Annotated in this window: 18 protein-coding genes; 4 read left to right on the plus strand and 14 right to left on the minus strand. The window is 71.2% G+C overall.

Annotated features, from left to right (window positions below):
• Positions 1-39: 39 nt before the first annotated feature.
• On the plus strand, positions 40-555 hold the full coding sequence (locus AQJ46_RS40965; protein ID WP_057617981.1) for a hypothetical protein: 516 nt from the start codon (positions 40-42) through the stop codon (positions 553-555).
• 151 nt (positions 556-706) lie between these two features.
• Positions 707-1,360 (plus strand): zf-HC2 domain-containing protein, encoded by a 654-nt coding sequence (locus AQJ46_RS40970; protein ID WP_059210416.1) that lies wholly within the window; start codon positions 707-709, stop codon positions 1,358-1,360.
• A gap of 10 nt (positions 1,361-1,370) precedes the next feature.
• Here the strand turns inward: AQJ46_RS40970 and AQJ46_RS40975 are convergent, their stop codons facing one another.
• The 3 genes from AQJ46_RS40975 to AQJ46_RS40985 all read right to left on the minus strand — a co-directional run bounded on the left by AQJ46_RS40975 (position 1,371) and on the right by AQJ46_RS40985 (position 5,563).
• Positions 1,371-2,234 carry an Fpg/Nei family DNA glycosylase gene (locus AQJ46_RS40975; protein ID WP_059210417.1) on the minus strand — a complete coding sequence of 288 codons (864 nt, stop codon included), beginning with the start codon at positions 2,232-2,234 and terminating at the stop codon, positions 1,371-1,373.
• A gap of 36 nt (positions 2,235-2,270) precedes the next feature.
• A complete protein-coding gene (locus AQJ46_RS40980; protein ID WP_059210418.1) occupies positions 2,271-4,358 on the minus strand; it encodes a SpoIIE family protein phosphatase in 2,088 nt (695 codons plus the stop codon).
• 62 nt (positions 4,359-4,420) lie between these two features.
• Positions 4,421-5,563: a DUF6777 domain-containing protein gene (locus tag AQJ46_RS40985; RefSeq protein WP_059210541.1), complete on the minus strand. Its 1,143-nt coding sequence runs from the start codon at positions 5,561-5,563 to the stop codon at positions 4,421-4,423.
• Positions 5,564-5,696: 133 nt separating this feature from the next.
• Between AQJ46_RS40985 and AQJ46_RS40990 the strand changes: the two genes are divergently transcribed.
• Entirely contained in the window at positions 5,697-7,115 is a 1,419-nt protein-coding gene (locus AQJ46_RS40990; RefSeq protein ID WP_059210419.1) for a lipase maturation factor family protein, read from the plus strand.
• Here the strand turns inward: AQJ46_RS40990 and AQJ46_RS40995 are convergent.
• The 8 genes from AQJ46_RS40995 to AQJ46_RS41030 are packed head-to-tail and all read right to left on the minus strand — an operon-like array spanning position 7,112 to position 14,948.
• The gene (locus AQJ46_RS40995) at positions 7,112-7,951 is read right to left on the minus strand and encodes an amidohydrolase family protein (protein ID WP_059210420.1); all 840 of its coding nucleotides are present in this window, start codon (positions 7,949-7,951) and stop codon (positions 7,112-7,114) included. The genes AQJ46_RS40990 and AQJ46_RS40995 overlap by 4 nt on opposite strands.
• A complete protein-coding gene (locus AQJ46_RS41000; RefSeq protein WP_059210421.1) occupies positions 7,948-8,262 on the minus strand; it encodes an L-rhamnose mutarotase in 315 nt (104 codons plus the stop codon). The genes AQJ46_RS40995 and AQJ46_RS41000 overlap by 4 nt, the downstream gene beginning before the upstream one ends.
• On the minus strand, positions 8,259-9,227 hold the full coding sequence (locus AQJ46_RS41005; RefSeq protein ID WP_059210422.1) for an aldo/keto reductase: 969 nt from the start codon (positions 9,225-9,227) through the stop codon (positions 8,259-8,261). Before AQJ46_RS41005 ends, AQJ46_RS41000 begins: the two co-directional genes overlap by 4 nt.
• Complete coding sequence (locus AQJ46_RS41010; protein WP_059210423.1) at positions 9,224-9,979, minus strand: SDR family NAD(P)-dependent oxidoreductase; 756 nt, start codon at positions 9,977-9,979, stop codon at positions 9,224-9,226. Before AQJ46_RS41010 ends, AQJ46_RS41005 begins: the two co-directional genes overlap by 4 nt.
• The gene (locus AQJ46_RS41015) at positions 9,976-11,325 is read right to left on the minus strand and encodes an L-fuconate dehydratase (protein ID WP_059210424.1); all 1,350 of its coding nucleotides are present in this window, start codon (positions 11,323-11,325) and stop codon (positions 9,976-9,978) included. The genes AQJ46_RS41010 and AQJ46_RS41015 overlap by 4 nt, the downstream gene beginning before the upstream one ends.
• A gap of 38 nt (positions 11,326-11,363) precedes the next feature.
• A complete protein-coding gene (locus tag AQJ46_RS41020; RefSeq protein WP_059210425.1) occupies positions 11,364-12,389 on the minus strand; it encodes an ABC transporter permease in 1,026 nt (341 codons plus the stop codon).
• Entirely contained in the window at positions 12,382-13,875 is a 1,494-nt protein-coding gene (locus AQJ46_RS41025; RefSeq protein ID WP_059210426.1) for a sugar ABC transporter ATP-binding protein, read from the minus strand. The genes AQJ46_RS41020 and AQJ46_RS41025 overlap by 8 nt, the downstream gene beginning before the upstream one ends.
• On the minus strand, positions 13,872-14,948 hold the full coding sequence (locus AQJ46_RS41030) for a sugar ABC transporter substrate-binding protein (RefSeq protein WP_059210427.1): 1,077 nt from the start codon (positions 14,946-14,948) through the stop codon (positions 13,872-13,874). The genes AQJ46_RS41025 and AQJ46_RS41030 overlap by 4 nt, the downstream gene beginning before the upstream one ends.
• A 190-nt stretch (positions 14,949-15,138) precedes the next feature.
• Here AQJ46_RS41030 and AQJ46_RS41035 point away from each other — a divergent pair, with 190 nt between their 5' ends.
• Entirely contained in the window at positions 15,139-15,840 is a 702-nt protein-coding gene (locus AQJ46_RS41035; RefSeq protein ID WP_059210428.1) for a FadR/GntR family transcriptional regulator, read from the plus strand.
• A 57-nt stretch (positions 15,841-15,897) separates the two neighbouring features.
• Here AQJ46_RS41035 and AQJ46_RS41040 read toward each other — a convergent pair whose 3' ends face one another.
• Genes AQJ46_RS41040 through AQJ46_RS41050 form a run of 3 tightly spaced genes read right to left on the minus strand, consistent with a single transcriptional unit; the run spans position 15,898 to position 22,192 of the window.
• On the minus strand, positions 15,898-18,912 hold the full coding sequence (locus AQJ46_RS41040) for an alpha-mannosidase (protein WP_059210429.1): 3,015 nt from the start codon (positions 18,910-18,912) through the stop codon (positions 15,898-15,900).
• Positions 18,913-18,939: 27 nt separating this feature from the next.
• A complete protein-coding gene (locus AQJ46_RS41045; protein WP_059210430.1) occupies positions 18,940-20,931 on the minus strand; it encodes an endo-beta-N-acetylglucosaminidase in 1,992 nt (663 codons plus the stop codon).
• A 13-nt stretch (positions 20,932-20,944) separates the two neighbouring features.
• Positions 20,945-22,192: a glycoside hydrolase 5 family protein gene (locus AQJ46_RS41050; RefSeq protein ID WP_059210431.1), complete on the minus strand. Its 1,248-nt coding sequence runs from the start codon at positions 22,190-22,192 to the stop codon at positions 20,945-20,947.
• Between the last annotated feature and the right edge of the window lie 13 nt (positions 22,193-22,205).

Below are 22,205 nucleotides of genomic sequence, written 5' to 3' on the forward strand. Positions count from 1 at the left end.
ACGGGCTGACGCGCACGCACCGGAGGAAGGCAGGAAGGGATGCTGCACAGAGGTCAAGAGAGCACGGACGGCACCGGCGGGGGCGAACTCTTCGTCCCCATGGCCTGGTTGTACGCCGAGTACATCGCCGACGAGCTACTGCGTTCCGGCGATCTGATGCCGCCGACGTCCTTCGAGTTCCGTGCCGGGCGGGACGCGCTGGCGCTGACCGTCTTCCTCGCCGACACCGAGGGAGAGCTTTCCGGCATCCAGGTCGTCTCCCAGCTGGAGAACTGGCTGTCACTGACGGCGTACGACCAGCCGTGGCAGGACTGGGTGTGCGAGCGGATGGCCGCGCTGACCGCCGAGGCGGTGGCCACCGGCGAGCCCTCGCCGGACCTCGAACTCGCGGCGGCGGCCTGGCGCTGGCTGGAGGAGACGGAGCTGCTCGCGCCCGATCTGAACGCCGTGCCGGGCGGCGGGGCGGGGGTTGGTGAGGACGAGGGTCCGAAGGTGTGGACACCGGCGTGGCAGCTCGGTCTGCCCCTCGGTCACCTCGCCATCCACCTGTTCTAGATTCCTTTCGATTCGGACCAATCCGCGGGGCCGACCGCTCCGAATCCCTTGGTCACGATTCTGTGTATGCCTTGAGTGATTCGGCGGGCTGGTGCGTACCGGTGGGAGCAACCAGTAACCCCACCCACACTCAACGGCACGAGGTTTCCGCATGAGGTCCTTGGAGAGGCATCGCGACGTCGGCGCGTACGCGCTCGGCGTGCTGGATGAGGCGGAGGCCTTCCGCTTCGAGGACCACCTCATGGAGTGCCCCAAGTGCGCGGCACACGTGACCGAGTTCGGTCCTGTGACCCGCCAGATGATGCTCTACCGCCGGGCGACTCCGCGCGTCGTGCACCCGATGGCGCAGCCCGGCCCCCAGCTCCTCAACCGCCTCCTCGGCGAGGTCGCGACGCGCCACCGGGCGCGCCGCAGGCGGCTGTTGTACGCCGTCGCCGCCTCGGTGGTCCTGGCGGTGGGCGGTTCCACCCTCGCGCTGACGGCGGGCGGCGACCCGGGCGGGACCACCAGTGTCGAGGCCACCGACGTCCGGTCCGGCGTGTGGGCCCAGGTCACCACCGAGGACGAGGACTGGGGCACCCAGGTGGAGCTCAAGGTCAAGGACGAGTCCGGCCCCCGCGCCTGTCACCTCGTCGCGATCAGCCGCGACGGCAAGGAGGAGACCGTCACCGGCTGGAACGCCACCGGGCACGCCACCGACGACAACACCATGATGGGCAGCTCCACCTTCCACGCCGACCAGATCGACCACTACGAGGTCAGGACGTCGGGCGGGGAGCATCTGGTGACGCTGGATCCCGGCTGAGCACGTCGGATCACTTGAGCAGTCTCGACAACCTCCGGTCCGCCAGCGGTTTGCCGCCCGTCTGGCAGGTGGGGCAGTACTGGAGGGAGGAGTCGCTGAAGGAGACCTCCCGGATGGTGTCGCCGCAGACCGGGCAGGGCTGACCGGTGCGGCCGTGGACGCGGAGGCCGGACTTCTTCTCCGACTTCAGGCGGCCCGCCGCCACCCCTCTTGAGCGTTCCACCGCTTCGGTGAGAGTCGTGCGCAGGGCCCGGTAGAGGGCCTCCGTCTCCTCGGGGGTCAGGGAGGCGGCCAGCTTGAAGGGGGACATTCTCGCCGCGTGCAGGATCTCGTCGCTGTAGGCGTTGCCCACGCCGGCGATGAGCGTCTGGTCGCGCAGGGCGCCCTTCAGCTGCCGGCGTTCGCCGTTCAGCAGGGCCGCGAAGCTCGCCCCGTCGAACTCCTCGGCCAACGGGTCCGGGCCCAGGCGGGCGATGCCGGGGACCTCGTGCGGGTCGGCCACCACGTACACCGCCAGGCGCTTCTGGGTGCCCGCCTCCGTGAGGTCGAAGCCCGCGCCGGTCTCCAGGGCCACGCGCAGGGCGAGGGGGCCCTTGCCGGGGCGGGGCGGGCCGTCGGGGAGGCGGTCCTTCCAGTGCAGCCAGCCCGCGCGGGCCAGGTGGGTGACGAAGTGCGGGCCGCCGTCCGTCTCGAGGTCGAGGAACTTGCCGTGGCGGTGCACGGCGACCACCTCGCGGCCCTCGACGGCGGTGAGCGGAGGGTCGTACGTCTTCAGGACGCTGATGGCCACCGGCAGTGCGCGCACGATCTCGTGGCCGACCAGGTTCTCGGTCAGGAAGTCCTTGAGCGCTTCCACCTCGGGGAGTTCGGGCATACGTCCAGAGTGCCACCGGGGGCCGCTGTGGTCAGGTCAGGTCCGCTCCCGTACGACGAACTCGCACCACACGCACTTCCCGCCGCCCCGCGCCTCCACGCCCCAGACATCGCTCAGCAGGTCGACCAGGAGCAGGCCTCGGCCCGACACCCCCGACTCGCCCGCCTCCCGGCGGCGTGGCAGGGCGCTGGAGGAGTCCTCGACCTCGACGCGCATCCGCTGGTCGGAACCGGTCAGGACCCTGAGGGTGACGATCGCGGCGCCCTCGGTGTGCATCAGGGCGTTGGTGATCAGCTCGTCGGCGACCAGTTCGATCTCGTCGGAGCGCTCCCGCGCGCCCCAGGCGCCGACCGCGGCCCGGATCATGTGCCGGGCCTGGGTGAGGGCCTCGGGGTCGCCGGGCGCCACGTGCTGCTGGAGGCGGCCGCCGGGCTGCTGGGCGTCCAGGCCGCGGCGGAGCAGCAGGAGCAGCGCCACGTCGTCGTCGCCGGCGCGTTCCTCGGCCACGTCGATGAGCAGGTCGGCCAGCTCCCACACGTCGGTGGGGCCACCCGTGATGAGGGTCGTGAGGGTCCGCATGCCGTCGTCGAGGTCGGTGCCGGGCTCCTCGACCAGCCCGTCGGTGCACAGCAGCAGGGTGTCCCCGGGGTCGAGTTCCAGGGTGGCCACGGGATAGTCGAGCTGCCCGAACTCGGCGGACAGCCCGAGCGGCAGTCCTCCGTCCACGCTCACCCGGCGGCAGTTGCCCCCGGCCTGCCGGACCAGCGGGTCGATGTGGCCCGCCCGGACCACCTGGACGACTCCGGTGGACAGGTCGGCCTCCGCGTACAGGCAGGTCGCGAAGCGGTCGGTGTCGAGCTCGTGGAGGAACACGGAGGCGCGGGCCATGACGGTGGCGGGGGTGTGTCCCTCGGCCGCGTAGGCCCGGAGGACGATCCGCAGCTGGCCCATGACGGCGGCGGCGTGGGTGTCATGGCCCTGGACGTCTCCGATGACGGCGCCGACGCGGCCGCCGGGCAGCGGGATCAGGTCGTACCAGTCGCCGCCGATGTCCCGGGCCAGCGACCCCTCGGCGCTGGCCGCCCGGTAGCGGACGGCGACATCGACGCCGGGGACGCTCGGGATGGTGCGCGGCAGCATCGCCTGCTGGAGCCCGGTGGCGAGGTCCTTCTCCTGTTCGTACAGCATGGCCCGCTGGAGGCTCTGGGCGATGCTGCTGCAGAGGGCGATCAGGACGTTGCGGTCCTCGGGGGTGAAGCCGTACCGGTCGCTGTACAGCAGACCCATCGCACCGATCGGACGGGCCTCGGCGATCAGCGGGAGGTAGGCGGCGGAGGTGATGTTGAGGCCGGTGATGTGCGGCCACAGGATCGGGTAGCGATCGGCGAACTCCTCCGGCGACTCGATGAAGCGCGGGGTGAGCGTGCGCACGGCCTCGCTCATCGGGTACGGCTCGTCGATCCGGGTGATGTCGGTGCCGGGCACGAAGCTGCCCGCGGGGCCCTCGGCGATCAGCCGGATCCGGCCGGCCTCGACCAGGCCCATGACCAGGCTGGTGGCGCCGAGGTGGGTGAGGCCGTGGGTGTCCTTGAGGACGTCGATGACGTCCTGGACGGTCCGGGCGTGGGCGAGAGCGGCCGTGGTGAGCTGGACGACGTTGGTCTGCCGGCGCCTGGCCTCGTCCTGTGCGGCCTGCTCCCGGCGGGCCTCCAGCTCGCCCATCTCCTGGGTGGCGTCGCGGACGATGCCGATGATCCGCCGCGGGCGGCCCGTCTCGTCGCGACGGATGTAGCCCTGCGTGTGGGTCCAGCGCAGGCTGCCGTCGCGGCACCGCAGGCGGAAGTAGGTGCCGTAGTTCTCGCTGCCGTCCTTGATCGCCTGGGCGACCAGGGCGTCCAGCCGGTGGGCCTCGGCCGTCGGCACCCGGCCGGCGAGGCTCACGGGGTCGTCGTCGAACTCGTCGGGGCGCAGGTCGAAGACCTCGTGGGCCTGGGCGTCCATATGGAACAGACCGCTGTCCAGGTCCCAGTCGAAGCTGCCCATACGGTTGAGCGCCAGGATCGGATCCGGGTGGGCGGGCCAGTCGTCCGGGAGTGACAGGGCGCTCGCTCCCCGATCAACCATGGGGCCACCTTGCCAGGATTTGTCCGATTCTTCGACCCGGAGGCACGGGCGCTCCGAAGCCGTCAGACACCGAAGGCGTCGGCGGGTCCGGCGAGGACGGTGTCCGTGCCGGCCGGCCCCGACGGATCGTCGGGGATCAGCCCGCCGCCGTCGGGGAGATCGGGGGTGTCCGGGACGGCCTCGGGGCCGATCCCGGTATCGGGCTCCACGGGGACGGTCGTACGGCCGCCGTCCGGCGGTATCGCGGGGATACCGGGCCCGGTCGTGGGCGGCGGGGTGGCCGTGGGGCAGTTCCCGTCGTACGGCTCCTTGGTCGCGCCGACGCCGGGTGTGCCGGTGGGGGTGGCGCAGTCGCTCGCGGCGCTGGGTGAGATCTCCGGGGACGCCGTCTCGTCCGGGCGCGGGCCGAGGGGCGTCGCGGGAGCCGACGTGGGAGCCGGCGGTTCCGGCCGCGGCGGAGGTACGACATGGTCGTGCCGGCAGTCGTAGCCGATCAGCCGTTCGATCCAGGTGTTGTCGACGAGGTCGATGATCGTGACGTTGGTGAGGAACCGCTCACTGGGGGCCACCACGACCACCCGGGCGGGCCGGTATCCGGGCCAGGGCCGCCCGTCCACGACCGCGCCGCCCCGCATCACCACCGGCGGCGTCAAAGGATTGCCGCAGGCGCATCGGACGCGTGGGACGCCACGGTCGTCGACGAGGACGGCGGTGCCCGCCTGGAGGACGGCCTGGAAGCCGCTCACCCGGCCGGCGCGATAGCCGTGGTCGGTGACCAGGGTGTCGGCCCGCAGCACCACCGGGGCGAGCCCGCGCAGGAAGTCGGGCACCGCGGCCGGCGAGACGCCCACCACTCGAGCGAACGCCCGCTCCCTGGACCGGTCGGCGGTCAGGTCGTCGATCTGCCGCACCACGTCACAGCCGGCCACCCGCTCGGTGCCGCCGTAAAGGCCGGGCATCGCGCCGGAGACGGTCCGCGGGGCGGTCGAGGCCCGCTGGGGCGGTCGGGTGACGGGCGAGGGTACGGTCACCGAGGTCACCGAGGAGCGGGTGAAGGGGCTCGGGCCCTGAGCCGCCGCCGGCTGGAGGAAGAGCTCGCCGTTCGCCTCGGCGTTGCCCTCGTCGCCGTCTCCGCCGCATCCGGCTACGAGGAGTGCCGCCGCGAGCGTGCAGGCCGTGACGAGGGTCCGGTTCGGTGTCCGCACCACGTTCTCCCGTCCATACCGGGCAGTTCGCCACTATTGTCTGCTTCGCTCACGTGGGTTACGCAAGCGGAGAGAAGGTACACGGAGAGTCACGCAGGGTTCGGCGGGACAATGGAGGCAGGAGAAGACGGCCGTGAACTGGTTCACCGCACCCGACTACTGGCTGAGCCGGCTGGTCTTCCAGCGGGCTCTGGCCGGGCTGTACTTCGTCGCGTTCCTGGCGGCGGCCCTGCAGTTCCGGGCGCTGCTCGGGGAGCGCGGGATGCTGCCGATCCCGCGTTTCGTCGCCCGCGTGCCCTTCCGGAGGGCGCCGAGTCTCTTTCAACTCCACTACTCGGACCGGTTCTTCGCTCTCTGCGCGGGGACGGGCTGCGCGGTGGCGGTCGCGCTGGCGGCGGGCCTCGACTCCCGGCTGCCGCTGTGGGGCGGGATGCTGCTGTGGCTGGTGCCGTGGCTGCTGTATCTGTCGATCGTCAACGTGGGCCAGACCTGGTACGGCTTCGGCTGGGAGTCCCTGCTGCTGGAGGTCGGCTTCCTCGCGGTGTTCCTCGGCAACGACGACGTGGCCCCGCCGGTCCTGGTGCTGTTCCTCCTGCGCTGGATCCTGTTCCGGGTCGAGTTCGGCGCGGGGCTCATCAAGATGCGCGGCGACGCCTGCTGGCGCAAGCTCACCTGCCTCGACCACCATCACGAGACCCAGCCGATGCCGGGGCCGCTGAGCTGGTTCTTCCACCATCTGCCCCGGCCGCTGCACCGGGTGGAGGTGGCCGCGAACCACGTCACGCAACTCGTGGTGCCCTTCCTGCTGTTCACCCCTCAGCCGATCGCCACGGCGGCCGCGTCCCTGATGATCGCGACCCAGCTGTGGCTGGTGCTCTCGGGCAACTTCGCCTGGCTGAACTGGATCACGATCGTGCTCGCGGTGCCGGCGCTGGACCTCGGTGGCGAGGCACCCGACCTGCCCGCCACTCCGCTCTGGTACGAGGTGGTGGTCCTCGCCGTCGCCGCGCTGCTCCTGGGCCTGAGCTACCACCCGGTCCGCAACATGATCTCCCGGAGCCAGATCATGAACCGCTCCTTCGACCCGCTCCATCTGGTCAACACCTACGGCGCGTTCGGCAGCGTCAGCCGGGTCCGCTACGAGGTGGTGGTCGAGGGTACGGCGGACGACGTACCGCGCCGGGACTCCGAGTGGAAGGAGTACGAGTTCAAGGGCAAGCCCGGCGATCCACGGCGCTGGCCGCGCCAGTTCGCGCCCTACCATCTGCGCCTGGACTGGATGATGTGGTTCGCCGCGCTGTCCCCGGCGTACGCCCAGGCATGGTTCGGCACCATGGTCGAACGGCTCCTGGAGAACGACCCCGCCACCCTGAGGCTGCTGCGCCGCTCACCGTTCCCGCCGGACGATCCGCCCCGCCATGTCCGCGCCCGCCTCTTCCGGTACCGGTACACGACGTGGCGGGAGCTGAGGGAGACGGGGGCGTGCTGGGAGCGGACGTATGTGCGGGAGTTCCTGCCGCCCACGCGGCTGGCGGAGGTCGTGAGTCCCTAGCCCGGGTCGCCGAGTCCGTAGACGCGGGTGGCCGTGGCGCCGAAGATCTGGTGGTGGGCGGACACGGGTGTCAGGCGGCGTGCGGTGTCGAGCGCTTCCCCGTAGGTGGCTCCCAGTGTGCACACCGGCCAGTCCGAGCCGAACATGAGACGGTCCGGGCCGAAGGCGTCCAGGACCGTGTCGGCGTACGGGCGCAGGTCGTCGATCGTCCAGGAGTCGAGGTCCGCCTCGGTGATCATGCCGGAGAGTTTGCAGACGGTGTTGGGCAGGGCGGCGAGGGCACGGACGTCGGCGGCCCAGGGTTCCAGGGCGCCGGAGACGATGGACGGCTTGCCCAAGTGGTCGAGGACGAAGGTGAGTTGTGGCAACGACTCGGCCGCCTTGGCGCAGGCGGCCAGTTGGTGGGGCAGGACGACCAGGTCGTACACCAGACCCGCCGCGGCCACCGCGGTCAGGCCTCGGCGTACGTCCGGCCGCAGCAGCCACTCGGGATCCGGCTCGCCCTGGACCTGGTGGCGGATGCCCTTGAGGAAGGTCCCGCCGGGGAGTTCGCGCAGACGTGCCAACTCGTCGGCGACGTCGGGACGGGTCAGGTCGGTCCAGCCGACGACCCCCGCGATCACGTCGTGCGCGGCCGCGAGGGCCAGGAACTCCGGGGTCTCCTCGGGCACGGTGATCGTCTGGACGAGGACCGTGCGTTCGACGCCCGCCGCGCGGGCCTCGGGGGCGAGGTCCTCGATCGTGAAGTTCCGTCGCAGCGGGCTGTCCGGGGCGATCCAGTCCTGGTCCCGCACCGACAGGTCCCACACGTGGTGGTGCGCGTCCACCACCGTCACGGCAGCTCCCACACGACGGGCAGGCCGGCGTCGGCGCCCTCGTCGGAGTAGTCGTGCGCCACGTCGAGGAGTTCGGCCATGCGGGCCTGCCAGGTGACGTTCACCGGGAGCTTCTCCAGCTCGGCGAGGAGGCGGCCGTAGTCCTCGCACTCCAGGACGTGGAAGAGGTCGGTGCCGCTGCGCCAGATCGTCCAGGTGCGGGCCCCGGCGGCGCGGATCGCGTCGGTGAGTTCGACGGGGACCTCGCGGTGCGCGGCCTCGTACTCGTCGATGCGGTCCGCGCGGACCTTGGTGTGCAGGGCGACTCTCATGACGGCTCCTCGGTGGTCAGGAGACCGGTGTCGCGCAGTTCCTGCCAGAAGGCAGGGGGCACCGGGATCGCGAACTGGTCGGCGGCATCCTGGACTTCGGCCGCCGAACGGGCGCCCACCAGGACGCTCGCGACGGCCGGGTGGGCGGCGCAGAAGGCGAGGGCGGCGGCCCGCAGGCTGATGCCGTGCCGCTCGGCGGCCTCCCGCATGCGCAGGGCCCGGTCCAGCACGTCCCCGGATGCCTGCGCGTAGTTGTACGTCGCTCCCGGCCGCGGATCGGCCAGCAGCCCGGAGTTGAAGGCGCCGCCGATCACCACGGAGACGCCCCGTGCCACGGCGGCGGGAAGCAGCTCGGTGAGCGCGCTCTGGTCGAGCAGGGTGTAGCGGCCGGCGCACAGCACCACGTCGACGTCGGTCTCGCGGACGAAGCGGGTCAGCATCTCGGCCTGGTTCATGCCGGCGCCGATCGCCCCGACGACACCCTCGGAGCGGAGCTTCTCCAGGGCCGGGTAGCCCTCGCGGAAGGCCTCTTCGGCGTGGTCGTCGGGGTCGTGGAGGTAGACGACGTCCACGTGGTCGAGGCCGAGCCGTTCGAGGCTCGACTCGAGGGTGCGTCGTACGCCGTCGGCGCTGAAGTCCCAGACCCGGCGGTGGGTGGCGGGGACCGCGAAGCCGTCGGCGAGGTCGTCGCCGCCGTCCTCGGACGGCTCCAGGCGGCGGCCCACCTTCGTGGAGAGCGTGTACTCCGCGCGCGGATGCTCGCGCAGTGCCTCCCCCAGCCGGCGTTCCGACAGTCCGAGACCGTAGTGCGGGGCGGTGTCGAAGTAGCGGATGCCGCTCTGCCAGGCGACGGTGACCGCCTCGTGCGCCTGTTCGTCGCCGACCTCGGTGAAGAGGTTGCCGATGACGGCGGCGCCGAAGCCCAGTCCGCTGACCCGCACACCGCTCGTACCGAGGGTGTTCACTGGCCCACCGGCCGCAGGCGCAGCCCCTGCATACCACCGTCGACGGCGAGAGAGGTGCCGGTGGTGGCGCCGGAGAGCGGGCTCGCCAAGTAGGCGATGGCGCCCGCGACCTCATCTGCCGAGACGAGCCGGCCGGTGGGCTGGCGGGCCTCCAGGGCGGCACGTTCGGCGGCCGGGTCGGGGGCCTTGGCGAGCAGCCGCCCGATCCACGGGGTGTCCGCCGTGCCGGGGTTGACGCAGTTCACGCGGATGCCCTCGCGGACGTGGTCGGCGGCCATGGCGAGGGTCAGGGAGTACACCGCCCCCTTGGTCGCGCTGTACAGCGCCCGCTGCGGAAGGCCCGCGGTGGCCGCGATGGAGGACGTGTTCACGATTGCCGCGTGCGCGGACGCGCGCAGGTGGGGCAGGGCGGCGCGGGCGACCCGGACCATGCCGACGACGTTGACGTCGAGGACGCGGTGCCATTCGTCGTCGTCGTTGTCCGCCACGGTGCCCTGGGCGCCGATGCCCGCGTTGTTGACCACGACGTCGAGTCCGCCGAGGTCGGCCACGGCGGCGGCCACGGCCTCGCGGACGGAGGCGTCGTCGGTGACGTCGGCGCGGTAGGCGAGCAGCGGCTTCTCGACCGAGGAGGGGTCCAGGTCGAGGACGGCGACCTGGGCGCCTCGCGCGGCGAGGAGTTCCGCGGTGGCCCGGCCGATGCCGGAGGCGCCACCGGTCACCAAGGCCTTGAGACCCTCGAAGTCACTCATGCCGCCTGCCCCTTCTTCTGTGTGTCGTTGGCGAGGTCTTCTGCCCAGAAGGCGCCGCCGGGGAACGTGTACCGCGCGATGGACTCGGGGCGCATGGCGGCCGAGAACCCCGGCGCGACGGGTGCCGTGTAGTGGCCTTCCCGGATCACCACGGGATCGAGGAAGTGGTCGTGCAGATGGTCGACGTACTCGATGACCCGGTCCTCGGTGGTGCCGGTGACGGCCACGTAGTCGAACATCGACAGGTGCTGGACGAGTTCGCACAGGCCGACGCCGCCCGCGTGCGGGCAGACCGGCACACCGAACTTGGCGGCGAGCAGCAGGATGGCGAGGTTCTCGTTCACGCCGCCGACGCGGGCCGCGTCGATCTGGACGACGTCGAGGGCGCCGGCCTGGAGCAGCTGCTTGAAGACGACCCGGTTCTGCACATGCTCGCCGGTGGCGACCTTGACCGGGGCGACGGCCTTGCGGATCGCCGCGTGGCCGAGGATGTCGTCGGGGCTGGTGGGCTCCTCGATCCAGTACGGGTCGAACTCTGCCAGGGCCCTGGTCCAGCGGACCGCCTCGTCGACGTCCCAGCGCTGGTTGGCGTCGATCGCCATGCGGATGTCGGGGCCGACGACCTGGCGGGCGACACGGCAGCGCCGTACGTCGTCCTCCAGATCCGCGCCGACCTTGAGCTTGATCTGCCGGAAGCCGTCGGCGACGGCCTCGGCCGCGAGCCGGGTGAGCTTCTCGTCGTCGTAGCCGAGCCAGCCCGCGGACGTGGTGTACGCGGGGTAGCCGGTGGCGAGGAGCCCGGTGATCCGTTCCTCGGCTCCCTCCCGCCCCCGCCGCAGGATCTCCAGCGCCTCCTCCGGGGTGAGCGCGTCCGTGAGGTAGCGAAAGTCGATCTGGCCGACCAGCCACTCGGGGTCGCCCTCGGCCAGCAGCCGCCACAGCGGCTTGTCCGCGCGTTTGGCGGCCAGGTCCCACACGGCGTTGACGACCGCGCCGATCGCCATGTGCATCACGCCCTTCTCGGGTCCCAGCCAGCGCAACTGGCTGTCGCCGATCAGGTCGCGGTTCAACGTCCCCGGGTCCGCGCACAGCTCATCGACGGACCGTCCGACCACATGCCCGCGCAGCGCCTCGATCGCGGCGACCTGGACCTCGTTGCCCCGCCCGATGGTGAAGGTGAACCCGTGCCCCTCGTGCCCGTCGGCCGCGTCCGTGCGCAGCACGACGTAGGCCGCCGAGTAGTCGGGGTCCGGATTCATCGCGTCGGAGCCGTCCAGCTCGCGCGAGGTGGGGAAGCGGATGTCGTAGGTGTCTACCGCGGTGATGCGGGCGGGCGTCGGGGACACGGAGTGCCTTTCGGTAGGTGACGGGGACGCGGGCGGGGTCAGTCCTGGGCCCGGCCCGTCGTCACTCGGGCGATCATGAGTGCGAGCAGGATGATTCCGCCGTAGATGGCGTCGATCCAGAAGGACGGCACCTGGGCCATCGTGAGCATGGTCTTGACCACGCCCAGCAGGAGTACGCCTGTCAGCGCCCCGAACATGGTGCCGCGGCCGCCGTCGAGGCTGATACCTCCGATGACAGCGGCAGCGAACACCGTGAAGATCATGTTCTCGCCCTGGTTGGCGCCGATCGCGCCGACGTAGCCGGTGTACATGAGTCCACCGATCGAGGCGAGAACCCCGGCGACGATGTAGACACCCAGTCGGACACGGTCGACGCGGATGCCTGCGGCACGGGCCGCTTCGAGATTGCCGCCGATCGCGTACAACGACCGCCCGACACGGTGGTACTTGAGCACCAGGCCGGCAACGGCGAAAGCGGCGGCGGCGAGCCAGACCGACATGGGGATGTGCAGGAAGGTGGTGGTGGCCAGCGAGAAGAACGAATCCGGCATGTCGAACAAGGTCTTGCCCTTCGTGGCACCTACGAGGAGGCCACGCAGGATGATCAGCATGGCAAGCGTGACGATGAACGCGTTGAGCTTCACCTTCACCACAAGGATGCCGTTGAAGGCGCCGATGGCCGCGCCCACGAGGGGGATGGCCAGCAGGGCTACGGGAGCGGGGAGCTCCGTGCCCCAGCCGGACTGTGCCGCCGGCAGTACCAGAAGTGCCGCCACCGCCGGCGCGATGCCGACCATCGATTCCAGTGACAGGTCGAACTTGCCGGTGATGAGCACCAGCGACTCGGCGAGCACCACCATCGCCAGCGCCGCGGATGAGGCCAGGATGGAGATCAGGGTGGCCTCGGTGAAGAAGGCGTCGTTGAGCAGTGCACCGAGTACGAGCAACAGCAACAGCGCTGGAACGAGAGCGAGTTCGCGAGCTCGGCGCAGCAGCACAGCCCTCGCTGACCGCACGTTGGGAACGCTCACCGGCTTCACCGGCGGAGCCTGCGTGTCAGCCATGGTGGTCCACTCCTTCGATGGAGGCGATCAGCTCGTGGTCGCGCCAGCCGGCCGGGTGCTCGGCGACCACGCGGCCGTGGAAGAGGACGAGGACGCGGTCGCAGCGGCGCAGGTCGTCGAGTTCGTCGGAGACGACGAGGACCGCGGTGCCGTCCTCGCGAGCGGTGTCCACGCGGGAGAGCAGGGATTCCTTGGACTTCACGTCGACGCCCGCGGTGGGGTTGATGAGGACGAGCAGGCGGGGGTCGGAGGCGAGGGCGCGGGCCATGACGACCTTCTGCGCGTTGCCGCCGGAGAGGTCGGAGACGGGCTGGTCGGGGCCCTCGGTGTGGATGTCGAGCCGGTCGATCAGTTCGGTGGCGAAGCCGCGCTTGCGGTCGGTGCCGACGAAGCCGTAGCGGCCGAGCCGGTCCAGGACACTGAGCGTGGCGTTGTCACCGATGGTCATGCCGAAGACCAGGCCCTGCGCGTGCCGGTCACGCGGGACGAAGCCGACTCCCGCCCTGAGGCTCGCCTGTACGTCGCCGAACGGCAGCGGCCTGCCGTCGAGCCGGGCCGTCCCGTTCGTCGGGGTGTGCAGTCCCGTGAACGACTCGGCCAGCTCGATCTTGCCGCTGCCGCTGATGCCGGCGAGTCCGACGACCTCACCGCGGCGCACGGTGAGGTCGACGTTCTCGTAGGCGTCGGAGGTGAGGTCGCGGACGTCGAGGAGGACCGGGGCGGTGTCCTCGACCTCCCTGAGCTGTATGGCCTGTTCGGCGATGGTCTCGCCGGCCATGGCCTCGATCAGGGCGGCCCGGGGCATGTCGGCGACCGGGGCCGTGGTGATCCAGCGGGCGTCCCTGAGAACCGTCACCGTCTGGCACACCTCGTACACCTCCTGGAGGTGGTGCGAGATGAACAGGAAGGTGACGCCGGAGTCCTGGAGTGCGCGCATCCGGCCGAAGAGCCGCTCGATCTCCCGCTTGTCGAGCTGTGCGGTCGGCTCGTCGAGAACGATGAAGCGGGCGCCGAAGCTCAACGCCCTGGCGATCTCCACCATTTGGCGGTCCTCGACCTTGAGGTCGGCGGTGCGCGCCTCCGGGTCGACGCGCACGTCCCAGGTGTCGAGGAGCTCGGCGGCCCGGGTCCTCAGCCCACGCCAGCTGATGAACCCGCGCCGCAGGGGCTGCCGGTTGATGAAGAGGTTCTCGGCGACCGTCAACTCGGGTACCACGGTGGGCTTCTGGTAGACGCAGGCGACCTTGCTCCGCCAGGCGTCCCGGTCGGCGAGGGGTGGCGCGGGCTCGCCGTCGAAGCGGACGGTTCCCTCGTCGGGAGCCTGCAGGCCGGTGAGGATCGTGACGAGGGTGGACTTGCCCGCGCCGTTGCGGCCGACGAGGGCATGGGACTCGCCGGGCAGGACGGTGAGGCGGCCGTCCGCGAGGGCGGCCGTGGGGCCGTACCGTTTGACGACCCCCTGGGCTTCAACGAGTGGGGCGCTCATTTGACCGTGTTGCCCCACAGCTTGGGGTCGTCGACGTTGTCCTTGGTGACCAGGGGCGCGGGGAGCTGGTCCTCCAGGATGCCGCTGGACAGCTTGACGATCGTGGAGTCATGGTCGGTCGGGCCGGGCTTGAAGGTCTTCCCCTGCATCGCGGCCTTGATGTAGTACATGCCGTACTTGGCGTACAGGTCGGCGGGCTGGGAGACGGTGGCGTCGATCTCGCCCTTGCGGATGGCGTCGAACTCCTGCGGGATGCCGTCGTTGGAGACGATGGTGATGTGGCCCGCCTGCCCGGCCTTCTTCAGCAGGCCCTTGGACTTGAGGGTCTGCAGGGTCGGCGCGAGGTAGACGCCGCCGGCCTGCATGTAGATGCCCTTGATGTCGGGGTTGGCGTTCAGGAGGGTGCCCAGCTGCGAGGCGGCCGCGTCGGACTCCCACTTGGCGGGGATCTCCAGCACCTTCAGCTTGGGGAAGTTCTTCTTCACGCAGGCCCGGAAGGCCTCGGAGCGGTCGCGGCCGTTGACGGAGGCCAGGTCGCCCATGATCTGCACGACCTTGCCGGAGGGGATCTGCTCCCCGAGGTACTGGCAGGCCTTCTCGCCGTACGCGACGTTGTTCGCCCGTACGACCATGGCGACCTTGCCCTTGTCGGGGGCCACGTCCACCGCGACGACCGGGACGCCCTTGCGTTCGGCCTGGTCGAGGCCGGCCTCGATGGCGGCGCTGTCGAGGGGGGCGACGACCAATCCCTTCACGCCCTGGTTGAGCTCGTTGTTGATGTCGGTGATCTGCTGGGAGGGGTCGCTGTTGGAGTTGACCGTCTTCAGCGTGTCCACCCCCTCGGACTTGGCCATCTTGGGCACGTAGTCGTTGTACGACTGCCAGAACGGCGAGGTCAGCAGCGGCAGGATCACTCCTACCTTGCCGGTCCCGTCGCCTCCCTCGGCGCCGGTGCTGCCGGTGTCCTTGGTGCTGCCGCACGCGGCGAGCACGAGCGAGGCGCTCGCGGCCGCGGCCACCGCGCCGATGATGCGAAACCTGTTCCGCTTCCCCACCACTGTTCTGCCAGGCATCTGATGGCTCCTCATTGAGCGTGTCGAGCATGATCGAGCGTGAGCGTGTTCGAGCAGATGACCGCATACTTATCAGACCACTCACCCCTCGCAATACCCTCCGGCGGCAGATTTTCCGGTCTTTCGGCCATAGTGGTCCGACCACCTTGCCGGTTAGACTGCGGCGCACCCGGTGATGTGGAGGAACGGCGTGGACGAGACAGCCCCGCAGAAGGGAACCGTGACGCAGCGCGCCATCGAGCAGATCAAGGCGATGATCGGCGAGGGCCGGCTGGAGCCCGGCCAGCGGCTGCCGACCGAGCGTGATCTGGCCGTCCAGCTGGGCATCTCCCGCAGTTCGATGCGGGAGGCGATCCGGGCGCTGACGGTGATGGGCGTGCTGGAGGCCCGGCACGGCTCGGGCATCTACGTCACCCAGCTGGAGGCGGGTGACCTGCTGGAGACCTTCGGCGTGGTCGCCGACCTGTCCCGGGGCCCGCGCCTGGTGGAGCTGCTCGAGGTGCGCCGCGTCCTCGAGTCGACGGCGACCGCGCTGGCCGCCGCCCGCATCACGCCCGACCAGCTGGCCGAGGTCGAGAAACACCTCACGGCGATGAACGCCACCGACGACCCCGAGGAGATCCTCGCCCACGACCTGGCCTTCCACCGCGTGATCGCGGTGGCGGCCGGCAACGACACGATGGCGGCCATCCTGGAGGGCCTGTCCTCGCGCACCTTCCGGGCGCGGGTGTGGCGCGGCTACCAGGAGGAGGGCGCGTTCGAACGGACGCGGCGCGAGCATGCCGCCATCCACCGGGCCCTGATCGCCCACGACCCGGAGGCGGCCCGGGCGGCGGCGGCCGCGCATGTGGGCGAGGTGGAGGAGTGGCTGCGGGCGCAGCTCGGGGGGTGAGCCGCGGCGAGGATCAGCTCATGAGGTGAAGGGGGCGGGTCTCCCCGCCCCCCTGTCTCAGGCCCTGGTGAACCGCAGTGTGACCAGCTCGAACGGCCGCAGCCGCAAGGACACCTCGTTCCCCTCACGCCGCAGCGAGGGGGCATCTGCCGACGGACGCTCCAGCAGATCCGTCGCCGTGACCCCGGCGACCTCGAACCCCGCCGTGAGGGTGGGCCGTGCCCGGCCCCCGTGTGCCTCGTGGAAGCGCACGACCACATCCCCGCTGCCGTCGTCCGCCAGCTTGACGGCGGTGACCACGACCGCGTCCTGGTCGACGGTCACCAGCGGGGCGACCTCCTCGGCACCCTGTACGACCCGCTCCGGCAGATTGATCCGCCAGCCCTCCCGTACCGCGTCCCCGATGCCCGCCCCCGGCACCAGCGCGTGCCGGAAGCGGTGGACGCCCTGGTCGGTCTCGGGGTCGGGGAAACGCGGGGCCCGCAGCAGCGACACCCGGACCGTGGTGGTCGTGCCCTGGTCGCCGTCGGTGCGGACGGTACGGGTCACATCGTGCCCGTACGTCGAGTCGTTGACGATCGCCACGCCCCAGCCCGGTTCCTCCAGGTGCACGAAGCGGTGGTTGCAGGCCTCGAACTTCGCCACCTCCCATGAGGTGTTGGTGTGCGTGGGCCGGTGGTGGTGCCCGAACTGCGTCTCCGACGCGTACCGTTCGGCGTGCACGTCGAACGGGAAGGCGAGCTTCAGGAACTTCTCCGTCTCGTGCCAGTCGACCTCCGTGTCCACGAGAAGCCGCCGCTCACCGGGCCCGAGCGACAGCACCTGGGTGACGCGGGAGCCGCCGAAGGTCCGCACGATCCGCACACCGTGCCCCTGGGGGGCGAGCTCGTCCACATCGGTGAGATCCGTGACCGTGTTGCGGTAGAACTCGTCCACGTCCCACGCGTCCCACATGTTCGGGAAGTCCGGGTGGAGTTGGAGGAGGTTGCCGGCCCGGCCCGGTGCGATCGTCTCGCGGTCGGCCTCGATGTCGTACACGGAGACGGCCAGGCCGCGCGCGTCGACCTCGACCCGCAGGATGCCGTTGTCCAGGACGTGCCCGCCGCCGGGCCGCTCGGTCACCGTCGTCCGCCCCTCGACGACCGCGGTTCCGGCACCGCCCGCGGCGATTCCTTTACGGCCATGGGGTGCGGTGTTGAAGAGCAGCTCCCGTGTCCCCTCCCCCGCCAGGGCGCGCTGGGCCGCGTCGATGATGCCGTTCAGCTCGTCCGCGAGCCGCTCGTACGTGCGCCGCGCCTCCCGGTGCACCCAGGCGATCGACGACCCCGGCAGGATGTCGTGGAACTGGTGGAGCAGCACCGTCTTCCAGATCCGGTCCAACTCCTCGTAGGGGTAAGGCAGTCCGGTCCGTACGGCCGCCGTCGCCGCCCACAGCTCGGCCTCGCGCAGGAGGTGTTCGCTGCGGCGGTTGCCCTGCTTGGTCTTCGCCTGACTGGTGAGGGTCGCGCGGTGGAGTTCGAGGTAGAGCTCGCCCACCCAGACGGGCGGTTCGGGGTATTCGGCCTCGGCCTTGGTGAAGAACTCCTTCGGGGTCTCCCAGGCCACGGTCGCCGAGCCTTCGAGGTCGCGCAGCCGGGCCGCCTTGGCGACCATCTCGCGGGTCGTGCCGCCGCCTCCGTCGCCCCAGCCGGTGGGGGCGAGGGAGTGCCGGGCGACCCCCTTGTCCTTGAAGTTCCGTGCCGCGTGGGCGATCTCGCTGCCCTTCATGGAGCAGTTGTAGGTGTCGACGGGCGGGAAGTGCGTGAAGATCCGGGTGCCGTCGATGCCCTCCCACTGGAAGGTGTGGTGGGGGAACTTGTTGGTCTGGGACCACGAGATCTTCTGGGTCAGCAGCCACTTGGAGCCGGCCGCCTTGATGATCTGGGGCAGTCCGGCCGCGAAGCCGAACGTGTCGGGCAGCCACGCCTCCTGGTTCTCGACCCCGAACTCGTCGAGGAAGAACCGCTTGCCGTGCACGAACTGACGGGCCATCGCCTCCGAGCCCGGCATGTTGGTGTCCGACTCCACCCACATGCCTCCGGCCGGCACGAACCGCCCGTCCGCCACCGCTTTCTTCACCCGCGCCCACACCTCGGGCCGGTGGTCGCGGACCCAGGCCCACTGCTGGGCCTGGGACATGGCGAACACGAACTCCGGCTCGTCGTCGAGAAGCGCGGTCATGTTGGAGGTCGTCCGGGCGACCTTGCGCACGGTCTCGCGCAGGGGCCACAGCCACGCCGAGTCGATGTGGGCGTGTCCCACGGCGCTGATGCGGTGGGCGGAGGGGACTGCGGGCGCCTCGAAGGCGCTGTCCAGCCGCGAACGGGCCTGGGCCGCCGTGCCGCCCACGTCCTGGAGGTCCAGCGCGTCCAGTGCCTTCTCCACCGCCCGCAGGATCTCCCAGCGCCGTGCCGACTCCACCGGCAGCTCGGCCATCAGCTCACCGAGCACCTCCAGGTCGATCACCAGCTGCCACACCGTCTCGTCGAGGACGGCGAGGTCCATGCGGGCCAGCCGGTACTGCGGTTCGCCGCCCGCGGTCTCCTTGTCGCCCAACTGCGTGGGCAGGAAGGGGTGGTAGTCGAGGATGACGGGGTTGGAGGCGGCCTCGACGTGCAGGCGCACCTCCTCGCCGCCCTCGACGGGCGCGCCGATCCGCACCCACTGGTTGCGCGGGTTGAGGCCCTTCACCGGGGTGCCGTCGGGCCGGTAGACCAGGCCCTCGCACTGGAAACCGGGCATGTTCTCGTCGAAGCCGAGGTCGAGGAGTGCCTCGACGGTCTTCCCGGCCCACGCCTCGGGGACGGTCCCGGTGACGCGGAACCAGCTGGTGCCCCAGGGAGCACCCCAGCGGGCGCCCACGGCGATGGGCTCCGGCTCGGCCGCCAGGCCCTCGGCGACGGGCACCGGCTCGTCGGGGGCGTGCCACACCGCCACCTCCAGCGGCACGGACTCGGGGTACACGGCGGGGCGGAGTCGCTCGTCGAGGACGCGCCTGAGGCGGGCTTCGACCAGGCTGCGGTCGTCATGCATGCGGGGTGCTCTCCAAGGGTCCGGGGGTTACCAGGGGTGGGTCACGGTCACGGGGTCCGACGACGTGTACAGCTCCCCCACGGCACGCAGCTCCAACCGCGCCTGCAGCTCGCCCTGTTCGGGCCTGAGGCCGCCGACGAAGTAGGCCCGCTGACAGGTGCCGCCGAGAAAGCGCCGGCTGCCGTCGGGCAGGAGCCGGTGCAGGGTGTAGTGGCGTACGGCGCCTGGAGCGGGGTTCCACGCGAGGCGCAGGTCGCCGCCGGAGGCCGCGGTGACCCGCAGGCCGGAGGGTGCGGCGGGGGTGCCGGGGGTGTCGTACACCGCGAGAGAGCCGAGCCGCCACGTCAGCGGGCCGCTGCCGGTGAGCCGCGCACCGAGCGCGTGGACGGTCCCGGAGAGCCCGGTGAGCCGTACGGTCGAGGTGTGCCAGCCGTCACCGGTGGTCACGGGAAGACGGACGTACGGCGGTGTCGCCCCCGGCGCGCCCGGTTCGGCGGTGGCCACGGCGAGCTCGACGCCCACCGCACCCGCGTCGGTCCGGTGGGTCAGCTCGACCACCGTGCCGTCGCCGATCGGCAGTCGCGCGGCGTACAGATCCACGGTGACCGGCTCATCCAACGAGCCGCTCACCACCACACTGCTTCCGCCCCGCCAGGCGTCCGCGAAGTCGAAGGAGACGGCCGGCCGGGAGCCCTCCGTCCGCACCACCCACTGCCGCGACGGCAGCCGGTCCTGCAACCCGAGGTGGTTCCAGGCCGTGTCCGAGGTGACGACACCCTCCTCGTACCACCGCAGCCCGTGCCCGGTGTTGAACACGCTCGCGAACGGCACCGAGGTGACCGTCGACCGGTCGACGACCGACACCGCCGGAGCGCGCCAGGCGTCCGCCCCGTCGGGGCGGGACGGATCGAGCGACCGGCCCGTCCAGAAGCGGTCGTCGGCGGCGTGGAAGTCCTCCGGTGACCGCTGGTCCGCGGGCAGGTGGTTGCGGGTCCACTCGGGCCGGTACAGCCCGATCGACGTGGTGTGCGCCTTGTCGGCCGGCACGATCGCGTCCCAGTTCTCGGACGTGTTCCAGCCGCCCGCCTCCACGTCCACCCCGGCCCACAACTCGTAGCGGCTGCGGCCCAGTCGCTGCGCCAGGGTGCCCGAGGACGCCAGTCCGGCCGCCGTCCACCGGAAGTCGACGAACATGTCGTCTGCGGCCTCGAAGAACGCCTGGTTGCGGCTGTTCAGCGCGCCCTGCCAGCTCACCGTCCCGTTCACGGTCATCGAGTCGTACCACGTCACCCGCTGCCCCCGAGCGGCGGCGAGCGACTTCAGCTCCCGGACGAATCCCAGCATGTCCGCCCCGAGAGCCGCGTCCCCTCCCCCGGTCTCGGCGTTGACGAACCACCCGTCGAAGCCGTGGGCCGCGGCGACCGCGACGAGTTGAGCCGCCAGGGGGTACCGCCCGGCCGCGTCCTTCTGCACCAGGTCCCGGGTCCACTGCAACTGTCCGCCGTAGGCGACGGGCGGCAGGAAGATGTTGCCGAGTACGGGCACTCCGTGGCGGTGGGCGGCGTCCACGATCGGGGCGTTCGGCGCGAGGATCAGTCCCTCGCCGGACGAGCCGCCCCAGAAGACCAGTTCGTCGACGTAGGCCCAGTGCCCGAAGGCGTAGTAGTCCGAAGTCGCCGAGCCCTGCGACGGGTTGCCCGCCGTGGGCCCGAAGGAGACCAACGACTGGATGCGGGCCTGACCGGCGCGTGCCGTCGTGTTCGCGGGGGTCGGGGTGAAGCGGGTGGCGAGGGGTACGGAGGCCGCGTTGAGGGCGAGGTCGGCGTCGTCGGCCGCCCGCCAGGCCTTGAGGCTGCGCCAGGTGATGCCGGTGCCGGGGCTGCCGGAGGGCAGGGAGTCCGGGTACCAGTAAGTGGCGTACGGCTGGAGCGTGGTCGCCGCCGCTGCCTTCGCCGGCAACGTGGGCAGCAGCGCCGCCGCGGTCGCGGCGAGCAGGACCGTGCGTCTGGTGGGGTTCACGAGCGGGTGCCTCCTAGTGGTCCTCGTGGGGTGGGAGTACCTGATCGGACGTGACGACCTCGGTGATGCCGCGCGCGGACAGGTGGTCCTGGTCGGCGGCACGGGTGTCGAGGACGGTGGTGGGGCGGGCGCCGTCGGCGACCAGCCGGAAGTAGGCGTCGAAGACCGGGCCACCGGGCGCGCAGAGCGAACGGGAGGCGGGGTCGGAGGGAACGACCAGCGCGGTCGTACGACGTTCAGGCGCTTGCGAGCCCGTACGCGCCGCCCGCTCGAGCACCCGGGCCGCCTCCTTCGGCTTCCGGTCGTTGGTCAGCAGGCCGAGCCCGTACTCCAGTTCCGGGAAGTCGGCCAGTTCCCGGGACACGTCGTGGGAGCACCACCAGGTGATGCCCCACAGGTCGGGGCAGTCCAGGGCGTTCGCCACGGTCGCCTCGGTGAAGGCGGCCGCGTGCTCGGGCGGCACCAGCGGGGCGGGGGCGCCGACCTCCTGGAGCCAGACCGGCCGGTGCGGGTCCTCGGCCCAGGCCTTGCTGAGCTCGACGAGGTAGGCGGCGTGGTGCTCGGCCGGGACGGAGGTGCGGCCATGGCGCTGGGCGGTGCCGTTGAAGACCCAGGAGTGCACGGCGGTGACGGCGCCGTGGCGGGCGGCCTGGGCGGGGGTGAAGGGCTGGTCGTCCTGGTACCAGGTGGCGTCGTACTCGGCGTGCAGGTGCAGCCGGCCGGGGGCCCCTTCCTCGCAGGCGGCGAGCATGCGGGTGAGCCAGGCGTCGATCTGCTCGGACGTGGCCCGGTCGGGGTCGGGATGCGGGCCCGCGGAGAACTGGTTGACCTCGTTGCCGAGGGTCATGCCGATGAAGTTGGGCCGGTCCGCGAGCGCCGCGGCCAGCGTGCGCAGATAGGCGGCCTGGCCCTCGACGGCCTCCGGGTCGGTGAAGAGATTGCGCCGGTGCCAGGTCCGGGTCCAGGCCGGCAGGAAGTCGAAGCTGCTCAAGTGACCTTGCAATCCGTCGACGTTGACGTCGAGACCGCGTTCGGCGGCGGCGTCGACGAGCCGCACGAGATCCGCGACGGCCCGCTCCCGGATCAGGGTGCGGTTCGGCTGGAAGTAGGGCCACAGCGGGAAGACCCGGATGTGGTCCAGGCCCAGGGCGGCGATCGAATCGAGGTCGGCGCGGACCGGGTCGAGGTCGAAGTCGAGCCAGTGGTGGAACCACCCGACGCTCGGGGTGTAGTTGACGCCGAAGCGCACGGCAGGAGGCATGGGGATCCTTGAC

The sequence above is a fragment of the Streptomyces canus genome (assembly GCF_001514145.1).
GTDB lineage: Bacteria > Actinomycetota > Actinomycetes > Streptomycetales > Streptomycetaceae > Streptomyces > Streptomyces canus.